The sequence below is a fragment of the Haloquadratum walsbyi C23 genome, assembly GCF_000237865.1.
In the GTDB taxonomy this organism is placed as follows: Archaea; Halobacteriota; Halobacteria; order Halobacteriales; family Haloferacaceae; genus Haloquadratum; species Haloquadratum walsbyi.
The window spans coordinates 988,471-1,010,148 of the sequence record NC_017459.1; the positions used below are offsets into that span (position 1 = coordinate 988,471).

At 47.1% G+C, this 21,678-nt stretch carries 21 protein-coding genes; 13 read left to right on the forward strand and 8 right to left on the reverse strand.

The genetic code is table 11. The features are described from left to right. Positions 1–16: 16 nt before the first annotated feature. Positions 17–664 carry a PAS domain-containing protein gene (locus HQRW_RS04275; RefSeq protein WP_014555598.1) on the reverse strand — a complete coding sequence of 216 codons (648 nt, stop codon included), beginning with the start codon at positions 662–664 and terminating at the stop codon, positions 17–19. Positions 665–783: 119 nt separating this feature from the next. On the opposite strand from HQRW_RS04275, the gene HQRW_RS04280 reads away from it, so the two are divergent. Continuing rightward, positions 784–1,410: a class I SAM-dependent methyltransferase gene (locus HQRW_RS04280; protein ID WP_011571063.1), complete on the forward strand. Its 627-nt coding sequence runs from the start codon at positions 784–786 to the stop codon at positions 1,408–1,410. Between the two features lie 204 nt (positions 1,411–1,614). Here HQRW_RS04280 and HQRW_RS04285 read toward each other — a convergent pair whose 3' ends face one another. After that, positions 1,615–2,097 carry a hypothetical protein gene (locus tag HQRW_RS04285; RefSeq protein ID WP_014555599.1) on the reverse strand — a complete coding sequence of 161 codons (483 nt, stop codon included), beginning with the start codon at positions 2,095–2,097 and terminating at the stop codon, positions 1,615–1,617. 154 nt (positions 2,098–2,251) lie between these two features. Here HQRW_RS04285 and HQRW_RS16080 point away from each other — a divergent pair, with 154 nt between their 5' ends. The 3 genes from HQRW_RS16080 (at position 2,252) to HQRW_RS04295 (ending at position 3,925) form a co-directional block, all read left to right on the forward strand. Beyond that, the gene (locus HQRW_RS16080; protein WP_011571065.1) at positions 2,252–2,422 is read left to right on the forward strand and encodes a hypothetical protein; all 171 of its coding nucleotides are present in this window, start codon (positions 2,252–2,254) and stop codon (positions 2,420–2,422) included. 100 nt (positions 2,423–2,522) lie between these two features. Then, on the forward strand, positions 2,523–3,248 hold the full coding sequence (locus HQRW_RS04290; RefSeq protein WP_014555600.1) for a hypothetical protein: 726 nt from the start codon (positions 2,523–2,525) through the stop codon (positions 3,246–3,248). Positions 3,249–3,307: 59 nt separating this feature from the next. Then, positions 3,308–3,925 carry a class I SAM-dependent methyltransferase gene (locus tag HQRW_RS04295; RefSeq protein WP_011571067.1) on the forward strand — a complete coding sequence of 206 codons (618 nt, stop codon included), beginning with the start codon at positions 3,308–3,310 and terminating at the stop codon, positions 3,923–3,925. A 228-nt stretch (positions 3,926–4,153) separates the two neighbouring features. On the opposite strand, the gene HQRW_RS04300 is transcribed toward HQRW_RS04295, so the two are convergent. Beyond that, entirely contained in the window at positions 4,154–4,867 is a 714-nt protein-coding gene (locus tag HQRW_RS04300; protein WP_011571068.1) for a type 1 glutamine amidotransferase domain-containing protein, read from the reverse strand. A gap of 127 nt (positions 4,868–4,994) precedes the next feature. Between HQRW_RS04300 and HQRW_RS04305 the strand changes: the two genes are divergently transcribed. The 5 genes from HQRW_RS04305 (at position 4,995) to HQRW_RS04330 (ending at position 12,604) form a co-directional block, all read left to right on the forward strand. Beyond that, positions 4,995–6,596, forward strand: a complete 1,602-nt coding sequence (locus HQRW_RS04305) for a phytoene desaturase family protein (RefSeq protein WP_014555601.1) — start codon at positions 4,995–4,997, stop codon at positions 6,594–6,596. A gap of 255 nt (positions 6,597–6,851) precedes the next feature. Continuing rightward, the gene (locus tag HQRW_RS04310; RefSeq protein ID WP_014555602.1) at positions 6,852–7,529 is read left to right on the forward strand and encodes a thymidine kinase; all 678 of its coding nucleotides are present in this window, start codon (positions 6,852–6,854) and stop codon (positions 7,527–7,529) included. Between the two features lie 8 nt (positions 7,530–7,537). Continuing rightward, the gene (locus HQRW_RS04315; RefSeq protein ID WP_014555603.1) at positions 7,538–8,140 is read left to right on the forward strand and encodes a YIP1 family protein; all 603 of its coding nucleotides are present in this window, start codon (positions 7,538–7,540) and stop codon (positions 8,138–8,140) included. Between the two features lie 85 nt (positions 8,141–8,225). Further along, a complete protein-coding gene (locus tag HQRW_RS04320; RefSeq protein ID WP_014555604.1) occupies positions 8,226–10,535 on the forward strand; it encodes an OB-fold nucleic acid binding domain-containing protein in 2,310 nt (769 codons plus the stop codon). A gap of 359 nt (positions 10,536–10,894) precedes the next feature. Next, positions 10,895–12,604, forward strand: a complete 1,710-nt coding sequence (locus tag HQRW_RS04330; protein WP_014555605.1) for a tRNA uridine(34) 5-carboxymethylaminomethyl modification radical SAM/GNAT enzyme Elp3 — start codon at positions 10,895–10,897, stop codon at positions 12,602–12,604. A gap of 81 nt (positions 12,605–12,685) precedes the next feature. Here HQRW_RS04330 and HQRW_RS04335 read toward each other — a convergent pair whose 3' ends face one another. Together HQRW_RS04335 and HQRW_RS04340 are read right to left on the reverse strand one after the other, a co-directional pair. Then, the gene (locus HQRW_RS04335) at positions 12,686–13,300 is read right to left on the reverse strand and encodes a GNAT family N-acetyltransferase (RefSeq protein WP_014555606.1); all 615 of its coding nucleotides are present in this window, start codon (positions 13,298–13,300) and stop codon (positions 12,686–12,688) included. Between the two features lie 77 nt (positions 13,301–13,377). After that, positions 13,378–14,190, reverse strand: coding sequence for a DUF7537 family lipoprotein (locus HQRW_RS04340; protein WP_014555607.1), 813 nt, complete (start codon positions 14,188–14,190; stop codon positions 13,378–13,380). Positions 14,191–14,375: 185 nt separating this feature from the next. On the opposite strand from HQRW_RS04340, the gene rqcH reads away from it, so the two are divergent. Both rqcH and HQRW_RS04350 read left to right on the forward strand, forming a co-directional pair. Further along, on the forward strand, positions 14,376–16,535 hold the full coding sequence (gene rqcH / locus HQRW_RS04345) for a ribosome rescue protein RqcH (protein ID WP_014555608.1): 2,160 nt from the start codon (positions 14,376–14,378) through the stop codon (positions 16,533–16,535). 35 nt (positions 16,536–16,570) lie between these two features. Further along, the gene (locus HQRW_RS04350) at positions 16,571–17,638 is read left to right on the forward strand and encodes an mRNA surveillance protein pelota (RefSeq protein WP_011571077.1); all 1,068 of its coding nucleotides are present in this window, start codon (positions 16,571–16,573) and stop codon (positions 17,636–17,638) included. Between the two features lie 57 nt (positions 17,639–17,695). On the opposite strand, the gene HQRW_RS04355 is transcribed toward HQRW_RS04350, so the two are convergent. After that, a complete protein-coding gene (locus tag HQRW_RS04355; RefSeq protein WP_014555609.1) occupies positions 17,696–17,950 on the reverse strand; it encodes an ornithine cyclodeaminase in 255 nt (84 codons plus the stop codon). Between the two features lie 95 nt (positions 17,951–18,045). On the opposite strand from HQRW_RS04355, the gene HQRW_RS04360 reads away from it, so the two are divergent. Further along, the gene (locus HQRW_RS04360) at positions 18,046–19,263 is read left to right on the forward strand and encodes an IS701-like element ISHwa4 family transposase (protein ID WP_014555610.1); all 1,218 of its coding nucleotides are present in this window, start codon (positions 18,046–18,048) and stop codon (positions 19,261–19,263) included. Between the two features lie 89 nt (positions 19,264–19,352). On the opposite strand, the gene HQRW_RS04365 is transcribed toward HQRW_RS04360, so the two are convergent. Further along, positions 19,353–19,619, reverse strand: coding sequence for a hypothetical protein (locus HQRW_RS04365; protein WP_014555611.1), 267 nt, complete (start codon positions 19,617–19,619; stop codon positions 19,353–19,355). A gap of 322 nt (positions 19,620–19,941) precedes the next feature. Here HQRW_RS04365 and HQRW_RS04370 point away from each other — a divergent pair, with 322 nt between their 5' ends. Continuing rightward, positions 19,942–20,712, forward strand: a complete 771-nt coding sequence (locus tag HQRW_RS04370; protein WP_014555612.1) for a creatininase family protein — start codon at positions 19,942–19,944, stop codon at positions 20,710–20,712. Between the two features lie 137 nt (positions 20,713–20,849). On the opposite strand, the gene HQRW_RS04375 is transcribed toward HQRW_RS04370, so the two are convergent. Beyond that, a complete protein-coding gene (locus HQRW_RS04375; RefSeq protein WP_014555613.1) occupies positions 20,850–21,533 on the reverse strand; it encodes a DsbA family protein in 684 nt (227 codons plus the stop codon). Between the last annotated feature and the right edge of the window lie 145 nt (positions 21,534–21,678).

The window sequence follows — 21,678 nt, forward strand, 5'->3', positions numbered from 1 at the left end:
AGATGAGCTAGGCTATTCATTCCAGCTTATATTTTCCTATTATCTCAGAGTTGAGATCGAATCTGCGTTTGGACATCCTCTTGCCTACTGCTTCCGATTCTGGCTTTGAGAGTTCGGTCAAGGAGTCAATAACACTCTGTACGCCAAGCCAGTGCGTGATCATTCCATCATCTCTTCGAAGTGGAGTGATTGAAAGCCGGGTTCGAAATGGTACTCCATTATACCGATAATTCCATAGCGTGACTGTTACGGGTTCCCAGATTTGGGTCGCTTCTCGGAGCGCGTTGATTGCTGAGGCCTCCGTCATCGGACCCTGGAGTATCCGAGGATTCGATCCGCGGAGTTGCGATAGAGTATAGCCGGTTGTTTCTCGGAACGTTTGATTCGCATATCGAATTGGGTTATCCTCATATGCGGGTCCAGTGAGTGTAAGTCCAAATTGAATATTATCAAGAACCTGGAGTCGCCATCGCAGCATCATCTCACGTGCGCTAACGTTTTCACCGCTCTTTGATCTGATATTATCGACATTATCTTGGAGAATTTCTTGATTTATGTTATCAAGATGACCTGCATCTATCAGATCTGAGAGAGTCCCCCGAAACTCCTGCTGATTGGACCTAATTGTATCAATAAGCCGATTTCGAAGTACCGACTGCCGCATAATTATGTACTTCGGTGGATTGAGGAAATTTTTATTACTATTGATGTTATCTTATATATGACAACAGACATTGTGATAAATACCGGGGGACTCAAACCGATTGACTTCATATTAACCCTATGACAACGCAGAGTATATCACCGCTTCTTTCTGAGAAAGACCGAGCAAAACGAGATGCTCGATCTGATACTGCATTTTATGATACTCCACGATTTGTGACACATGCAGACGATGGATTTCTAACCCGACTCACTGATACATATTCATCGGTCCTTTCACCTGATGACCGCATCTTCGATGCGATGAGCAGTTGGATCTCACACCTTCCAGATGATATTTCATATGATCATATCATTGGTCATGGGCTTAATGCAGCCGAACTCAGCGAAAATGAGATACTTGATGAATGGTTCTGCCAGGATTTAAATCAAAATCAAGTGCTTCCACTCCAAGACAATTCTGTTGATGCTGTCACTTGTGCTCTTTCTGTGCAGTATCTTCAATATCCTGGTCGTGTGTTTGATGAGTTTGCTCGTGTGCTTGATGATGATGGTGTAGTTATCGTCAGCTTTAGCAATCGAATGTTTCCCACAAAAGCCGTTCGCGCATGGCAGGCAGGTTCAATGGACGAGCGACATGGTCTTGTGGACCAATACTGTACAGCAGGTGGCCTCACGACGACACAGCGAATTTCATGTCGTCCAGAGGCGGACCCGTTCCGCGCTACCGTTGCGCGGAATCAGTAGATTCAGTCATACATAAAAAAATTAAAACAAGAACGTCAGGGGATCATTATCGAAACATTCCGTACATGCACTGTCACCGAGTTGAGAATCAAACATATTTCTCAATATCGGGACACCGATTGATCGACCGTTTAATATATTGGGTTCGTTCGAATGAATTACGTCATGAAACTGTCTATGAGTGCAGTGATTCATAAAGTAATTTTAAACGTCATTTTCATTTGGCATATCGTGTGAATCTGACTCATCAACTTCGGAATCGGTGTTTTCTGTGTCTGTGGCTTCAACAGGAATCTCCTGACGTTGGCGAAGTGATACAAGCTGTTTTTCTGCTGCAGGTTTCAACGAGAAACTCCCGTTGATATCTGCTGGCTCACGACCGTGCACGACTCGACCAAATGGTCCGGATACGACAGGATATAGACCTTCGAGTGTTTCCACCAGTGGTTTCGCAGCGTTATATTCTTCAAGAATACGTCGTATCGTCGCAGCGCCGACATAGATTGTTTCATCTTCGATGAGTGCGAATACAAATGGATGTGCATTAAATTGGGCTTCCAATATTTGCTGCACTGATTTGGACTCCCACCGAATTGGTCGAACATTAGAAAGACGGCATGTTACCGTCGCTGCAGCCGCACGAAACGCTGGGTTACTTCCGTCGTATACGAGCAGTGAGTCAGCCACATATTCTGTATATACGTAATACTTCTTAATGGTGAGGCTTTTATTTCCATATGCTGAATTTTGTGCGTCGATGATGGTACTGTTTCGATGGAGTGTCTCATACGGTTATACAGATATATGCAGATATATGTGAGTCCACTGTATTATATCATATATGCCAATACGGACTGATATTATCAACGGCATTGTTTCGACCGTGATTAGTGTCGTAGCAACAGTTGCGATGGCTGATAGTGATGATACATGGGATCTAAGTGATGTTGTCCTTGCAGTTGCTGTTTCGGCGTTTCTTTCTGGGTTCTTTACAAGTTACTTCGCCGAATGATTATTATCTGATTTGACACATACGTATCAGAGTTATATTGAAATAGTACAGTAGTCATCCAGCTACATATACAGCGTCGGCACGTACAGTAGATATATTCATGACTCAGCGATCAGGTCGCTTTCGAGTCTACCGTGTTGTTCCATCAGTGCCACATCTCAATCTGCAAGCAGTTGACGAGCTAACGCTCTATACGGTCTATGAGTCAGGATATGAAACGATACAGGAGTCAGTTGACACACTTCGGACTGGCGATTTAATCGAGGCAACGATTTCAGGTGACCCAGCAGATGATGCAGAGGCGTGGCGGTTGACAGCGATTGATCGCATTGGTGGCGTGCGTATGGACTTTGCAGTCAATGCAACGCTTCCAGCAGTCGCTAATACCTGCTGGGAATCCGGTCAGTCCGAACCACGGTGTGTGACACTCGCCAATCAGGATGACACTCAGTCAAATTCTGGTCCCGACGGTGGCTTTGAGTCATCGACAGACACTGACTCGGCACCCCCCATTGGGGCTTGCTGTGTCCAACCTCGAGCGGGGCTTCCTGATGGTGCATTCATTCCAAATATTCTCACTGGCACGCTTCCGCTTGAATCAGTGTTACAGTCTGTGCCTGGGACTGATGATCCGGCTGTCACCGCATTATTCATTGATCCCGCCCGCCCAAGCGCCGACAACTATGAGATACCATTTGGCGTTGTTCTGTTATTCACCCAGTCTGATACGGATCTTCGAAAGCGACTTTATCAGCAGTATGACTGCCCAACTGAGCCTGATTCTGACATCGATACCCGACCATCATTTGATCCATATGCGATGTAATCAACCTGATTATAATTTTCTGCCAGGCAAATTAATATCATTCAAGCCATAGCTATCATATGAATAAGAAAGCTGTACAACGTGCATGGGAGGATATCGCCGAGACGTACGCACAACGTCGTGATCCAAACGGTTCTGATGCAGACCTTGTTTTTGATCTTCAATCAATGGTCGGTCAGGATGCGACTATTCTTGATGTTGGATGTGGTGATGGAGCGCGAACGCTAGATAATCTCTCTGAGTCAGGCACTAACGTTGGGCTTGATATCGCTCGACAAAATCTTGAGCTTGCTCACGACATTGTCCCAACCGCACGGTTACTTCAGGCGGAGATGACACAACTTCCAATTGCAAGTGACTCGATTGATGCTATCACCGCCTATCACGCTGTCTTTCACGTCCCCCGTGGCAATCATTCGACTGTCTATAACGAATTTACGCGTGTCCTCCGCCCAGGTGGGACGCTTCTTATGACACTTCCAGGAGGACGATATGAAACAGTCCGTCGAGGATGGATGGGCGGTGAGATGCTGTTTTCTGCACCTGGACGAGAACAAACGCTCACATACCTCCAAAACGCCGGATTCGATAATATTCGTACACGACAAGTCACCGATCCACTTGGGAGTAATGCTGAGTTTGTGTTTGCTGACCTCACAGAATCACAAGTAGAGTAATAAAAAAGACATATTATATACGCAGGGTTTTATTGCCCTAGAGTCCTCAATTATTGAGTCAGCAATCTCTGTGAGCATTCAGATTCAATGAGTGAATTATGCAAGGAGAAGGGACTGATAAAAAATCTGCGTTCAGCTTTGAAAATGGAAAGGGCATATATAGACACAGCAAAATGTGTCAAAATATGATCATTTATATTGCTGTTGTCATTTCAACCTAGAGTCCATTCAGTCGTCAGCGTTAGCGCTAGCTTCGGTCGGTTCAATGTTCAATCTGTCCAACAACGTTTTTGCAGCCTCACTGCTCGATCCTGGTCCCCGTCCGGTGATTAGATTCCCATCAACTGTAACACTTGTATCGGCATCAAGTTCAGCATCCCACTCTGCGCCAGCCGCTCGAACTTCATCCTCAACCCAATATGGGAGCTTTCGTCCATCAGGCATGCAGTCATCATCATCAACGATTCCCTCTTCCCACTCATTCGGGAATCCGGTTACATTCCGACCAGCTACAAGCATTGATCCGTCGGACCCGCGAGTGAATGCGAGAATTCCAACGGCATGACATACAACGAGTGCAACACCATGGTCATCCTCGACGGCAGTTCGAAGCGCCCTTCGAGCATGTTGGTCATGCGTGATGTCAAATTCTGTCCCATGACCTCCAGGAAACACAACAGCGTCGTAATTGGCTGCATCGACAGATGCGAGCGTTTCAGGATTATTTAACCGAGGATCGTTCTCATGAATATCACAGAGATGATCAGCGTATTCCGAACCAACCTCATCGGGATCAATTGATCGATCATCAATGACTGGTTGTTCACCCGTAGGTGTTGCAACAGTTACTGTAACTCCAGCGTCATCAAGCGTTGTAAGTGGCTCAATACATTCTTCTCCCCAATAGCCTTCCTCCGTAACAATGAATAATGCACTTGTCATACACTGTCTCTAATGTAGTCAGCGCTCAAACACCCTTTGATATGACTCATCAAATCCTGCACTGATGAACGACCACAATACTGTGGCATCGATAATAGCAGTCAAACAGCATATAATATAATTGTTGATGGATATTTCACCCATATCGCCATCTGCTTCTTTAGAGAAACACAGTATGACGCATACGCTCAGCGAGACATCTACGATTGTGATTGGCGGAGGATTCAGTGGGCTTTCGACAGCTTGCTATCTTGCAGATGCCGGTGTCGATGTCACGATTCTTGAGCGTCAGGATACGCTTGGTGGCGTTGCTGGACGCATTGAACGATCAGGATTTCAATTCGACACGGGTCCATCATGGTATTTGATGCCGGACGTGTTCGAACGTTTCTTTAATGAACTTGGATACGACCCTACAGAATATTATTCGCTGACGCGGCTAGATCCTAATTATCGTGTCTTCTGGAAGGATGGTGACACAGCAATATTGCCGGCTGACCGAGAGGGTCAACGCGAGCTCTTTGAGCAATATGAATCCGGCGCAGGCGCAGCACTTGACACATATCTTGAGCAGGCTGCAGATGCGTATGAAATTGGAATGGAAGAATTCGTATATAAACATCGACCACGCTTTCGTGACTGGGTTGACCCCGGATTACTCCGAGCAGCACGTGGCATTACGCTTGTTGGATCAATGGATGATCATATAGCCTCGTACTTCGACTCAACAAAACTTCGGCAGTTACTTGAATATACATTGGTCTTTCTTGGTGGGTCGCCATACAATACTCCGGCGTTATACTCACTGATGAGCCATGTCGATTTTAATATGGGTGTATACTATCCAAGAGGTGGTATTGCAAGCGTCGTCGATAGTATCGAAACTATTGCTCACGAGTTGGGCGTAAATATTGAGACAAACACACCCGTTACTGGACTTAGCCGTGCCCACAGTGACACCGGTGTTCGTGTGCAAACCAGTGCAGACACTCATATCGCGGACCGTGTTGTTAGCACCGTCCCCGTTGCACATACTGACCGTGAACTACTTTCCGACGGGGTCTCTGATCACGACGGTTCATACTGGGAGTCGCGGACATACGCACCTGGAGCGTTTTTGTTGTACTTAGGCGTTGAGGGTGAGCTTGATTCGCTCGAGCATCATACACTTATTCTGCCAACTGATTGGCAATCACATTTCGAATCGATATTTGATGATCCAACATGGCCGACGGATCCATCATATTATGTTAACGTTCCTTCACAAACCGACTCAACAGTCGCTCCTGATGGTCATTCGACAGTTGTTATTCTCGTCCCAATCGCACCTGGACTTGATGATAGCGATGCTATTCGTGAACGGTACCGTGAGAAAGTACTTACTGACCTTGCTGTTCACACTGGCATCGACCTTCGAGATCGGATCGTCGTCGAGGAGACTGCCTGCACTAGTGAATTTGCGGCGATGGGATATCCGGATGGCACAGCATTAGGACTGGCACACACACTAACACAGACCGGTCCATTCCGACCCGCTCATCGGTCTGATGCCGTCCCTGGATTGTATCATGCAGGGTCATTCACCGATCCTGGAATCGGCATGCCGATGTGTCTCATTAACGGGAAACATGTTGCTAGCGCCGTTGTGCGTGACATTAAAAATGATCGTGCAACAAGTAGGATATCATCAGTGTCATCGGTTGTATCGCAGGCATTTGGGTTTGATTGACCTTATTACTACTGGCACTGCGCGGACTCTGTATCATCTACTTAATTTCGTTTCGTATCTATACAAGATGAGAATTCACGCAAGCCAGGAGCAAACTTATTACTCATTTATCTCTGGCAGAGCCGTATAATCCATTCAACACCCAATCAGTCTCAGAGATGGACAGAAGCGATGGAGCGTGTGTATTTCCCAGCTATATCAACACATGCAAGAGACCTTCGTAAGGATTTTTTTATTGGTCGTACTCGGGGTGATGTGCGCGCAATCACTAATAGCGGCTGGATTGAGGTTGTCACGGGGTCAATGTTCTCAGGTAAGACTGAGGAACTCCTCCGTCGATTGCGACGAGCCGAGATTGCTGGTCAATCTATTGCTGTATTCAAGCCTGCTGTTGATGACCGATATGGAGAGACAACTGTTGGGTCACATGTCGGTCGACAATGGGAAGCAGCGGTTGTTCCGAATGAAGGAGAAGATATCTGGAATATCAAAGACGAACTTTCGAAGAAAAAGCAGAATCACCGGACAACCACTCAATGCAGGAGTGGTGACGGGACAAACAACCCAGGTGGAGTAATTCCATCTAATGATGACTCAGTCGATGTTGTCGCCATTGATGAAGCAAATTTCTTCTCAACTGAACTTGTGTCTGTTTGTGAATCGCTAGCGAATGATGGCTATCGGGTCGTTGTGTCTGGCACTGATCAAACATATCGCGGCGAGCCATTTGAACCACTTCCACAATTAATGGCGGTCGCAGAATATGTTGATAAATTACAGGCAATCTGTACACAATGTGGTGAACCTGCAACGCGGAATCAGCGACTTGTTGATGATTCCCCCGCACATATCGATGATCCGACAATCGTCGTCGGTGCTGATGAGACCTATGAGGCACGATGTCGTAACTGTCATATTCTCCGGCATGAGTAACTCAAGATGTGACGACATGGGTTGAAACGCCGACAGGTGGGCGTGAACGCGGACCACGTGGTGTTGTGCGGGCATGGATTGCTGTTATTATCGCCCCCCGGCAGTTTTTCGCCAGTGCTGTTACACCTGGCGATCAAGCACCAGGTCTTGTTTTTGCTATTAGTATTGCAACCGCATACGTCGTTGGACTGTTCGCTGGCAATCCGTCGCAAATCCCTCAATTAAGTAATAACCTGATGACTTCGGCTGGCATTACAGTCCTTGCGGTTGTACTTCTTATTGCACCGGCAATATTGCATCTCACCGCTGCAGTTCAGACAATTGTATTGATATTTGTTGTCCCAGATCGGGCAGGCGTCAGCGAGACAGTGCAAATAGTTGCATATGCAGCAGCACCATGCATCATCGCTGGAATCCCAATCGCCGCTCTCCGAGTTGTTTGCGCAATATATGCGAGTATATTGCTTATTATTGGAATACGAGAGGTACACACAACGAGCACACTGCGTGCAGTTATCGCTGCAGGTATTCCTGCGACGCTCCTCTATGGGTCCGCACTCGGTGGTATTGATGCCGGGGTTGAATTGCTTCAGTCTCTCAGTATTTTATGATCAGATAATAACGAGATATCAGTGCGCAATAAGTGATGAGTGGGATTCGACAATCGTTTTAGTCGTGGACTGCTCTAAGTAATTAATGGATTGGATTACGCATGATGAGGACGTTTGGTTCGATTTCAGGGGAGATTCCCCACAACAGTTGACCGCAGGACGATATTACCGTGGAACGGTTGATGGATTCGCAGACTTTGGTGTCTTTATTGATCTAGCCTCGGGGGTCACTGGATTATTACATCGAAGCGAACTTGACCGCCGACTTGAAACACTCGATTGGGAGTCTGATGATACTGTCTTTGTTCAAGTAAAAAACGTTCGTGATAACGGAAATATTGATCTTGGCTGGTCGATTAGGCAATCACAGTCTGAATTCCGTGGGTCAGAGATTCACGACCCGACTGGAGCAAATGATGGTGAACCTGTTGGGTCTGAAACCGATGACAACACAGATGCTGCGTTGACTACAGAAGCTACTGCAACACCGTCAGTCTCACGTGGAGGTTCCGACGCGGATGCTGCGACAGTCAAGCGGACACCAGCGGCGACAAGCACAGAGGACACATCAACAGCAAGCACCGACGAAACCATATCTGCTGATACTGATCAGGAAACGCCTGGAGAGCCAGCTAACACTGAGGCTGGAATAACAGCGGCAGAGACAGAAACAGAAACGAAAACAGAAACGGTGTCAGTCAGTGCTGAAAAAACGAGCACAGCAACAAATGCCGCATCTACACAGTCACCATCCTCAACCACCCAAGGTATTGATGTGGATGACGACGATGATGACGAGCTATCGAACCAATCTCCGCCTGTCTCAGATTCACCTCAGAAAACTGAGTCTGAGGCGTTGAATGAACTCGCGGATGACAGAGAGCCAGTCTCGATTGACTCACTCTCTAATCGGGTTGGAAGTGACGTTCAAATTGAAGGTGAAATTGTTGAAGCAAGACAAACCGGTGGTCCAACAGTCTTCGAGCTTCGAGATGAGTCAGGGACTGTTGAGTGTGCAGCCTTTGTTGAGGCTGGTGTCCGTGCATATCCTGATGTAGGTGATGGTGATATCGTTCGATTGAATGGTGAAGTTGAGCGCCGTCGTGGCGAGATTCAAGTTGAGACGAGTGAACTCACACCACTTGAGGGTGCTGCAGCAGAAACCGTTGAAAACCGTCTTGTTGATGCACTCACCGCTGAAGCTCGCCCTGAAACGGCAACAGTGCTTGCAACTGATGATCCCCTTTCAGCGCTCAGTTCGCAATTTGTTGATGCTGCAACAGCTATTCGACGAGCCGTGTTGGAGTCGCGCCCAATTGTGGTCCGACACGCCGCAACAGCTGATGGATACGTTGCTGGAGCAGCGATTGAACGAGCTGTGCTCCCACTTGTCAAAGAGGAACATGCGCGTGCAGACGCAGAATACCATTTCTTCACACGACGACCGCTTGACGACCCTGTCTATGGAATGGACACAGCAACAAATGACGTGACACAAATGCTCCAAGACAACGAGCGGCATGATGAAAAGCTCCCACTGGTCGTTCTCGTTGGCGTAGGCGGAACTGTTGATTCACTTGACGGCATTGAGCTACTTGGTGTGTATGACGCCCCACGTATTGTTATCGACGCTGGCGATCTTGATGAGGCGATTCTTACAGAGGTGGATACTGTTGTCTCACCCCTCATAGAGAGTAATGACTCTTTGACAGCGGTCCCCATCTCAACCGGAGCAGTTGGTGCAAACCTTGCTGCAACAATTAACAGTGAGATTACGGCTGAACTCGAACATCTCCCTGCTGTAAGCTATTGGGATCAGACACAGGCTCCGTCAGTATATATTGATCGCGCCGCCGCGGCTGGATATGATGCTACACAGACGCGTGAACTGCGTGAGGCAATTGCATTAGAAGCATATTATCAGTCATATCAGGATAAACGTGAGTTGATCACCGATCTCCTGTTCGAGGACGACGGCGGACTTGCCGGGCATGTCTCTGAACAGTTTAGACTCAAACTTGATGCCGAGGTTGAAACAGCAGAAGCGAATCTTGAGACATACCGAGCTGATAATGTTGAAGTCGTCAAGCTTGATGCAGATGCATACAGCCATCGCTTTGACTTCCCACCAACAGCGCTTCTCTCAGAAACACTACATCGACAAACACGGAGTGAGTCATCAGTGACAGTTGTGTATTCAACTGATGAACTATTCGTGCATGCAACGACTGATCTCGATATCCGTGCAGTCGCTTCGGCAGCAGGGAATACTGTCCCTGAAGGTGGCGTAACAGCCGTTGGAGTTCGACAGAATCGAGTTGAATTCCTTGCTGGGGCACGTGAATCTGTTGTCGATGCTGTTGTTGATGCTGCTGTTGCACAGATTAATAACTAATATATCGCGAGCGAATCGACTGACGCCCCAGTACAGTTCACTCTACATTATTTTGTCTACCCTGACAGTTCATTCAAACGACGAGGGACAACGTCACAGTTGGTTTTAGGACTTATCTCTGAAATTATCGCTAGCTATAGTACTCTTTCAACAATTGGATATGTATCGAACGACACGCTTAACCTCAAAACAGCGCGAATATCAAATATGGACATCCGCTCGATAGATCCGCGAGTGAATACCTGTCAGGATAAATATATATCTGGCGATCAATACTCAATATATCAGCATACTGATTTTGATCCTTACTTTGATCTATCAACAGCGGATATCACATACACTATCATAGGAGCCAAACAGTGAGCACTGAAACAGACACAGACGACACGGGATCAGAGCCTGACCCAACGGAGACGGAAGCATTCCGCAGCACCTGTAAGCATCTTGTCGAGCAAATCGTCGCAGGTGATGTCGACCGCGATAGTCTCGAGTCGGCAAAACTAGATGCTTGTTCACAATATGGGTCACCAAAGGTTCCAAAAAACACAGATATCCTTTCACATGCCTCCGCGGCGAATCGCGATGATGTCAAATCCGTTGTGCGGCGGAAGCCTGTCCGGACCGCATCAGGTGTCTCACCAATTGCGATAATGACTTCTCCGCACATGTGTCCGCATGGTAAATGCCTATATTGTCCAGGCGGTCCTGCAAGTGAGTTTGATTCCGCACAGAGTTACACTGGACATGAACCTGCTGCAGCACGTGGCAAGCAGAATGAATACGACCCATATGGTCAGGTAACACTCCGACTTGAGCAACTTCGACACATCGGACACCCGGTTGATAAAGTCGAACTCATTATTATGGGGGGAACAATGACTTCACGGAGTCATGATTATCAAGAGTGGTTCCTCAAACGTGCGCTTGAAGCGATGAATGATTATGATACTGATTCAAAACCGGATCCTGCATCTGATCAATCATTTAAACCTGATCCGGAAGATGTTGAATTTCGGTATCTTGAAGACGTCATTGCGGAGAATGAGACTGCAGATATTCGGAATATCGGGACAACCTTTGAAACAAAACCGGACTGGTGTGACCCAGAACAGATCGACCGGATGCTTGACCTTGGTGCGACAAAAGTCGAGGTTGGCGTGCAGACAACCTATGAGCGGATTAATCGCGAAATGCATCGAGGACATGGTGTGCAAGCATCAATCGATGCAAACCAACGACTCCGCGATGCCGGATTCAAAGTTGGCTTCCATATGATGCCTGGACAACCAGGAATGACGTCTAAGATGATCCGCGAAGACTTCCGACAACTGTTCAATCGCACCGAATATCGTCCTGATTATCTGAAGATCTACCCAACACTTGTTGTACGCGGAACTCGCGTATATGATCAATGGCGGCGCGATGATTTTGAACCACTTGATAATGAAACAGCCGCAGAAATAATCGCAGAGGTAATGGGGATGATTCCAGAATATACGCGCCTTCAGCGTGTTCAACGTGATATCCCTGCAGATTTCATTGATGCTGGTGTATGGAAGTCTAACCTGAGACAATTAGCCAGTCAACGTGCTGATGAGAAGGGAATTGAGATTCGTGATATTAGGGCACGTGAGGCAGGATTGAATGAAACTGACCCTGATCCTGAGCATATTGAATTGAATGAAATGACATATGATGTAGCTGGCGGGACCGAACACTTCCTCAAGTTTGAAGATTCGTATGCAGATCTGCTCATTGGATTCTGCCGACTTCGATTCCCAGGAGCAACAGTTCGTCGCGAACTTAAAAACGCTGCTGTGGTCCGAGAACTACATGTATATGGAAGTGAGGCAGGAATTGGGGCAACAGCTAATAAATCCGAATCTACTGGAGATACTGCTTGGCAACATAAGGGGTATGGAAAACGGCTTATTACTCGTGCTGAGGAGCTGGCACGTGAGGCTGGGTATGATTCACTTGCAATTATCTCGGGAATCGGTGCTCGACAGTACTATCGGCAGAAACTTGGGTATCATCAGGACGGACCGTACGTTGCAAAGAAATTATGATTCAGATACGATTCTACTAATAACACGCAAAAATTATTATTTACTCTCAAAATTTGCATATCTGCTGGATGACATGACTCATTATAATCTCTTTTCCATTGAGACATGTGGAATACCAGCTTCCTCAAACACGTCACTGACAGTGCTGTACCCACATACATTATAGAATGACTCAACACGTGTCTGTCCATGAAGTCGAAGAATCGAGAGTCCACATTGTCGTGCGTGTGTCTCAACGGTCTGCATGAGGCGTGCTCCCCATCCTTGGTTCCGATGATCAGCAAGAACAGCCACTCGCTCAACTTTCCCAATAGTAGTAGTCTCTGTAACCGCTGTTTCAAGATTACAATTTGACTGTTTGGTATTACCGCTACAGGTGTCGGTATCGGCGTCGGTATCGGTATCAGTATCAGTATCAGTATCAGTACTAATTTTCGCATCAATATCACTACCAGAATCCGAAGCAACACTGTTGTCTGCATCATCCGGGACGCTTTCATTCAGTACCCTGAGCCGAGCGGTACCAACCGGTTGTGACCCGCTGTAAGCGATGAAATGAGCAGTTGGAGCCGCTGGATTGTCATGCTCATCCCATTCGAGCGTTTCACTGATATCCTGTTCATTAACGAAAACACGATGACGTACACTAAACACATCTTCTCGCTGCTCACTAGTCGTGGCTAACTCAACTGGCATCGTTCGATATTATCATTGTAATCAAATCGGCATGATTGAGTGCAGAGTGTTCGCCTTTTTCGGTACTCGCTGCAGCATTATGTCGTTTTACTTGCTTCTCTTGCATCATCAGTCCAGTTCGGTTCAGAAACCGTTGTTTCTCCAAGTTGAGTATAGTTTGTTGCAAATCTGATTCGGAGTGTTCGCCTATCAGTCCTAAACTGAGCGTTAAGCTGTAACTCTCTGATAACACCGTTTTCATCAATCACAAGTGTTGAGGTAGCGTTTTCGACAGTTGCAGTTGATGTTTGCGTAAGATTCTGTACATCGGTGACCGACTGCAATTCATATCGAATAACCGCTGTGTCACCACGCTGTGTCTGTTCAACACGCCTATATTCGATTGTGTTGATTAGCCGCTCAATGAGTGATCGCTGAGCAGTTGTATTGACGGTCGCCTGCTGTCCCTGTTGAATTGCGTATTGCGACTGATTTGATTGTGTTTGATTAACATATATTGTTCCGTTATTATTGTAATATTGATCAGTACTTTGAACAGAACGACTTTGAGATTGAGATCGTGACTGTGATTGTGCCTCTTGTTGCTGTGTTGTCGTTGCGACAAGCAACTCCTGGTTTGCTCTGAGGTCAATTCGACGAGTGCTTTCGGTTTGCTGTATAACACTCACGTTTGTGGTTTCTGTCACTGTCCGCTGTTCCGTCTGGATTATATATGACTCGGCTGCTGAAAGGCCAGTGATGTGTGCATCAGCGATCTCCGTTGCGTTAAGACCAGATTGAGGAAGCGACTCAAACGTACTATCATCTGGACCCGGAGCAGTCGGTGCAGAGCACCCAGCGATGATGAGGAGAAATACAACGCCAGCAACGATAATTGGAGTACGAGCCATCTATTTTGCCGATAGAGTAGCCAATGAAATAGACTTACGTTTTGCTATACGTCATCTGCATGAGTATGCACTATACATGCATGTTTGACTCCTAATTATGACCAACGGGCACTTACAGCGCTTTTTCAGAACAACTGAAGCAAACAGAACGGTCGGCTTTTGAATGTGCTAGAGATATAGTATCTATGGACCCGAAGCAGGAATTAACAAGCGTTGATATCGCTGCTCTCGTCACCGAATTACGCCGATACACGGGTGCAAAAGTCGATAAGACATACCGATATGGCGATGATCTGCTTCGATTTCGGATGCGTGATTTTGATCGTGGACGACTTGAATTATTGATTGAGGTCGGTACGCAAAAGCGTATTCACACTGCTGATCCTGATCATGTACCAGATGCCCCTGAGCGACCGCCAAATTTTGCGATGATGCTTCGAAATCGACTGTCAGGAGCAGATTTGGTAAACGTTGAACAGTTTGAATTTGACCGTATTATGATCCTCAGCTTCGAACGTGGTGAGGAGATGACTCGTATTATCGTGGAGTTATTCGGCGACGGAAACGTCGCTGTTGTTGATTCGGCTGGTGAAGTCATTCAAAGCCTGGAAACAGTTCGATTAAAGTCGCGAACTGTTGCCCCTGGAGCACAATATGAGTTCCCAGATTCCCGTGTGAATCCACTCCAGGTTACATATGACCGATTTGTCAGTCTGATGAATGAGTCTGACACCGACATTGTTCGAACACTCGCAACGCAATTGAATCTCGGTGGGCTCTATGCTGAGGAAGTGTGTGCACGAGCGGGCATTGACAAAACAACGCAAATTACGAATACCTCAGACAAAATATATCGTGCAATTTATACTGCGCTTGAATCGTTGGGGACTCAACTTCAAAGCGGGGATTTTGAACCACGATTATACGCCGATGACGATGCTGTCATTGATGCCACTCCATTCCCACTTGAAGAACGGAAACAACAAAATCTCGATGTAACAGCATATGATAGCTTCAACGGCGCGCTGGATGTCTATTTCCGAGAGGTAGACCGCAATCCAGCCGCAGAAGAATCAGGGCAGACACGTCCTGACTTTGCGGCAGAAATCGCAAAGAAGCAGCGGATTATCGAACAACAGGAGGGGGCAATTGATGATTTTGAACAGCGTGCTGAGGCAGAGCGATCCCGCGCAGAGCTATTATACGCGAATTATGAACTTGTCAATGAAATAATCGAAACAATTCAGACAGCAAGAGCCGAAGATACCTCATGGGACGAAATTCGTGAAACATTTGCAATGGGAGCCGAGCGTGGAATCGATGCTGCTGCGGCTGTTGTCAGTGTCGACGGTGCTGAAGCGATGGTCACAATCGAGATTGATGACGTGCGTGTGCCAGTCAATGTTGATGTTGGCGTTGAGAAGAATGCTGATCAGCGTTACACGGAAGCCAAGCGAATTGAGGAGAAAAAAGAGGGTGCACTCACCGCCATTGAAAACACGCGTGAGGAACTCAATGCGGTGAAACAGCGTCGCGATGCATGGGATCGTGAGGATGCGAAACCTGATACTGAAGATAATGCCGATAACACAGAAACTGTTACAGACAAAGTTAACACTGGCACCGAGCCGAGTCGCATGGGTCCGACAAATGATGAATGGCTCTCAATGACATCAATTCCACTACAAAAAAATGATGATTGGTATGAGCAATTCCGGTGGTTCCACACGTCGACAGGATATCTTGTTGTCGGAGGGCGTAATGCTGATCAAAACGAGACGCTCGTCAAAAAATATCTCAATAAACATGATCGATTCTTCCATACAGAGGCACATGGTGGACCCATCACGATTCTCAAAGCAAGTGGTCCATCAGAGCCGGCTGAACCGATTGAACTCACAGCGGAGACGCGCCGTGAAGTCGCGCAATTTGCCATTTCATATTCATCAATCTGGAAGGAAGGACGTTATGCAGATGATGCATATGTCGTCACCCCAGATCAGGTTTCAAAAACCCCGGAGTCAGGAGAGTATATTGAAAAAGGCTCATTCGTGATTCGAGGCGATAGGACATACATTCGAGATGTCGCCGCGGAAATAGCAGTTGGAATTCAGTGCGCGGATGAAACACAGGTAATCGGTGGTCCCCCATCGGCAATTGCGGATCGAGTTCCAACAATGGTCCAAGTCCGACCGGGTCGTTATGCGCAGAATGATGCCGCAAAATTAGCCTATCGCGAGTTTCGCAATCGGTTTGCTGATGAATCGTTTGTTCGTAAGATTGCAAGTCCAGACAAAATCCAAGAGTTCTTACCACCTGGTGGGAGTGATCTTGTCGATGAATAGTAGCATCTTTGTCTGAGAGCATTTATACTACTAATATGCGCATTCCGAGTCGCGGACGCGGCGAGGAGGGGAAAGAACAGTGGACACTTGTCCCTGAGAATGTTGATGATCTGTGGCATCTTTCACACGTTCTAGAACCGGGCGATCGTGTTGGTGGTGATACAACTCGTCGAATCCAACGTAATGATGAAAATCTCCGAGATACCGGTGGACAGCGCGAACACCTCGTGGTTACGATCGAAGTCGCGGATGTTGAGTTTGCTCGATTTGCAAACCGACTGCGAGTCGGTGGTGAGATTATCAGTTGCTCTCGTGAGGATGAACTCGGGCATTATCACACACTAAATGTTGAGTCTCATGATGAAATCATCGTGACAAAGAAATTTGCTCCCGATCAACGAAAGCGGATTGAAGCTGCTGAGGAGGCAGCTGAAAATGCTGATGTTGCTGTTGCAACTATTGAGGAGGGCGAAGCGCATATTCACACCGTTGCTCAGTATGGGACTGAAGAACAATTCTCACGAACTGCGACAACTGGGAAAGGTGAATATTCACAGCCGCGAACAGAGCTATTCGCAGAGTTCGCAGCTGCCCTATCACGGATGGATGTTGATGCGATTATTCTGGCTGGACCAGGATTCACTAAACAAGACGCTGAGGAGTATATCCAGTCAAATAACCCAGAAATTATAGATAAACTGACTATTGTTGATACAGCAGCTGTTGGTGACCGTGGTGTCCACGAAGTATTGAAACGTGGCGCTGTCGATGAGGTGCAGACACAGACTCGTATTTCTGCTGAGGCTGAGTTAATTGATGAATTAATGGAAGGAATTGCAACCGGTGAGAAGATTGCATACGGAATCGATGAAGTAGCTAAGGCAGCTGAATTTGGTGCTGTTGATGATCTTCTTGTCGTTGATGATCAACTCAGAGAGGAGCGACGCGATTCTGGTGATTGGTCAACTGACGTCGATACTGTTCTTCAAAATGTCGAGCAGCAAGGCGGGTCAGTGACGGTTCTCTCTGGGGAGTTTGATCCTGGACAACGATTGCGAAACCTCGGTGGGATTGCAGCTCTTTTGCGATATCGACTCCAGTAACCAATATCCTCCCACAATTGGACTTCAGACTTTTTTGTCGTTCATCTTTGTCTTTAATTATCGGTGGTCGAGTGCGCGAAGTAGTCTGTACGCTTGTGCTCCACTTATAATAATCCCAGCGACCCGCGAATCCGCTTGGGCTAAGATGCCAGCTTCTATGATACCTACAGTTCCCGTCTTGAACGGATTCAATACTGCAGTATTAATCACTGCAAGTGGCTCACCGGTTTCACCATTTTCGAGTGAAGAAAGTGGTAATACAAACCATGCATTGCTTTCGTCAAATCTAGTGGCATACGCATATTCACACATCACGTCGCTGTATGAAGGGATAGCGGCATGTGTTGATACGTTCCTCGGCTCTGCACGTTTAAGTAGGGGCGTGATGTAGGCAGCATTGAAACCTGATGCTGCCGATTACGGATTTCCTCTCGTGCACCGACGTGCTGGATGAATTCGACTCGCTATCATATCATCAAACGACTCACGCCAAAACGTACGTGACAGGTCTTGCTGCGGGCCGCAGCAAGACTGTAACCGGAATTGCACGAGAGGTCCTTCCTGCCGGAAGTGACCGAGCACTCAACAAGTTCATCACCGAATACGATTGGGATGAGGATCAGCTCAACCACGAGCGGTTAGAGGAACTGCAAAAACACGGAGAGACACGCTGGTCACAAAACGGCTATATCGTTATTGACGATTCAGTCATCCAGCGAACCGGGAAGTCCCTTCCCGGTGCTGGAGAGTTCTACGATCACTCTGAGGGTGAGCCTGTTTGGGGACAGAACCTCGTCTACGCGTTCTATACCGATGATAAAACGTCCTATCCACTTGCTTTTCGCCAGTACGAGAAGGCCGACGACGAGGACGAGGAAGACGAACAGGAGACAAAATACGACCTCGCACGAGAGATAATCACGGAATTAGAAGAAGAGGTAGGTGTGCCTGCGGGCACCTACCTCTTCGATGCATGGTTTGCTCATGACTCCGGTCTGATCGAACACGTCGAATCACACGGCAAGGACTGGATTGGACCACTACGGGGCAACCGACAGGTGACCTACGCGAACAAAGAGAGACGCGTCGATGCGCTCGAAGAGTGCATCGACAAGGAAGAGCGAGAAGTTGACGGTGAAACGTACAAAATTTGGACTAAGACAGTCCCTGTCTCGAAATTAGGTGAAGTTCGGCTGGTAATCACAGAGAAGGTTACCGATGAGGACAAAGAGAATCCAGTAAAGTATCTTGCGACGAGCAAGATTGACGCGCCTTCGGCACACATTATTCGGAGCTATTCGTACAGATGGCGAGTAGAGACATTCTTCGAGGACTCGAAAGAGGATCTTGGCTTAGGAGACTGCGAGGTTCGTGATTCTGACGGTGCCAGTCGTCACTGGCACCTTCAGATGCTGGCCTACAGCCTTCTTCGGCTTGGTCCGGAATCGAGCGCCTCGGAGCGACTTGTCTCGAAAGCCTCGTCGCTCCGATCACAACTCGAACACGGTCTCAAGGAGACGATCTACAACATGTTTTCCTGGGTGCGCGATCAACCAGACCGCGATCTCGATGGACTGATGGAAGATATTGACCACCTCTTTCTCCATTCTGAGGGCGGTTTATAAACGTGCAGAGTCGAGTACGTTCGTTATCGTCTCAACACACTCGTTAGTTATACGGGAAAAATTAAATTATTAAATATAATATAAGCAATCTAATCAGCGTTTATTGCTGCATTGTCACTTCTGTGTCCTGCAGATGCTGATTCGGCTGATCGTGATTGGGAACGATCAGATTGTGTCTCAAGTGCTGCAGACACTGGTCCATTGATGAAAAGTGCATGTCCGACGATACCAGCAGCAACTCCAGCCGCGAGTGGTACTGCTTGTGGGAGCGTCAATCCAAGTTCTATCAGCCCGCCCGAAAGTCCAAATAGTGCAAGTGGGATCAGGCCAAGGACGTAATCATAATACTCAGTCATAATGTATTAATACATACCGTGGCTACTTATATAAATTTTTCGTGTACATAATGCATGCCCACTGTGTTGCCACTATCGATTATTCTCATAACTTATGAGTGAATAGCAACTCAAACGACTGAGAAGGAGATCATAAAAAGTGAAACAGTATCGAGTTTATCGATAATCATGATAACAATTAAGTAATAACAATATACTGAGCAATATCAGATTGATACTTATTGTATTACCAGTAAACGACCACGGGTCGGGTGACCCGTGGAACTCTCGCTGTTTCCTTTAGACCGAAAGCTGAATGACGGCAGACTGTATTATATATTACATGCGTGTCGCCGAGCAGACATGGCCTGAATTGGACTCATATATTAGTGAGGAATCACTCGCGGTTGTTCCGCTGGGTTCGACAGAACAGCACGGTCCACATCTCCCACTGTCGACAGACCATCTGATTGCAGAGGCATTTGCACGCGAGGCCACCGATCGGACAGGCTATCTCTGTACTCCACCGATCAATATTGGAGTCAGTCCGCATCATAGACAATTTCATGGAACAATGTGGGTTGATGCACCAGTCTTCCGTGATTACGTTGAGTCTCTCACACGGAATTTAGCGTACCATGGCATTGACCGGGTCATCTATGTGAATGCCCACGGTGGAAATGTTGAACATCTCCGCGAAGTTGGGCGTCGTCTCCGTGATGATGAGACGCTATATGCGATTGAATGGATGTGGAATGAGAGCATCCCAGAACTTGTTGACACATTATTCGAACAAAATGGTCCACACGGTGGTCCCAAAGAAACAGCGATGATCCAGTATCTCCAGCCTGAGTTAGTCAGTACTGACCGTCTTGCGGATGCGAGAGATGAGGGTCTTATAGAGTTCACAGATGATAATACACGAAAGTTTGGTTCACGAACATTCTATGACGCAATTGATAACACCAATAACGGTGTCTTAGGGGATCAAACCGATGCAACACCTGAAAAAGGTGAAAAAATGTTTGAGTCCGCAACAGAGCAGCTTGTGAAGCTCTGTCGATGGCTTGATCGCCAGACGATAGCTGATCTAATGCCTAAAGATCACGTATAAAATATTAACTAAGATGGTAAGATGGAATAAAATGATGCAGTCACTATGCTAACTGAATCACATCGGGGTCAACCTCCGAGGCAGTTAACCGAATGACATTGCTGATGGCAGACTGACTGGTTGTTATGAGTACTGGCTCAGTAAAATTCAGCTTCGATTGCAGATTTAACACTCGACCAATCGGGTCTTGAAACAGGAATTCCATTAACGAATATAGTTGGTGTGCTGTCAACCCCACGATCGATACCTTGTTGTCGAGTATCTTCAATAACAGGCCGGTATGGCTCCTGTTTTGCAGAAGCGGCGACAAAACAATTGTCAACCTCAATCGGGGACGCAATATCATGAACAATTTGATACCCATTGGTGTTAAGTTCAGACTGCTGTTCATACACGCCCGTTATGAAATCAAAAAATGCTTTATCATCTGCCTTATCATGAACCGCACGCGATGCAGATGCGGCGCGCCAAGACCACTCTGACACCGGGATAGGAAAGTCAAAATACTGATATTGGACATCACCTTGTTCAACATAGTTTGAAACGATCTTGGGTGCGACCTCTAAGCTGAATGTTTGACAATGAGGACATGCAAAATCTTCAAATACAGCAACAGTTACTGGGGCATCATCCGAACCCCGAGTCGGCGTTGGAAGCGATGAAACACGATCAATTGCACCAACGTCACACTCGAGTGGTCCAGTAACGTCATTACTCGTGCCGCCAGCATTGGTATTTCCGCCAAGACACCCTGTCATTGCCCCACCGCCGACAGCACCAATCATAGCGATGTACTTACGCCGAGTTGACTGCATACTCATTCATTCCTTCCCGGGTCATTTAGCGATTATTAAACTTGGATGACATCGCATAAACTACCACGGGTTGGGTGACCCGTGAAGTACCTCGGGGTCAAGCCCCGGAGGCTTCCCTGTTGAGACCGCACTACATCAGCAAGGGAATTTA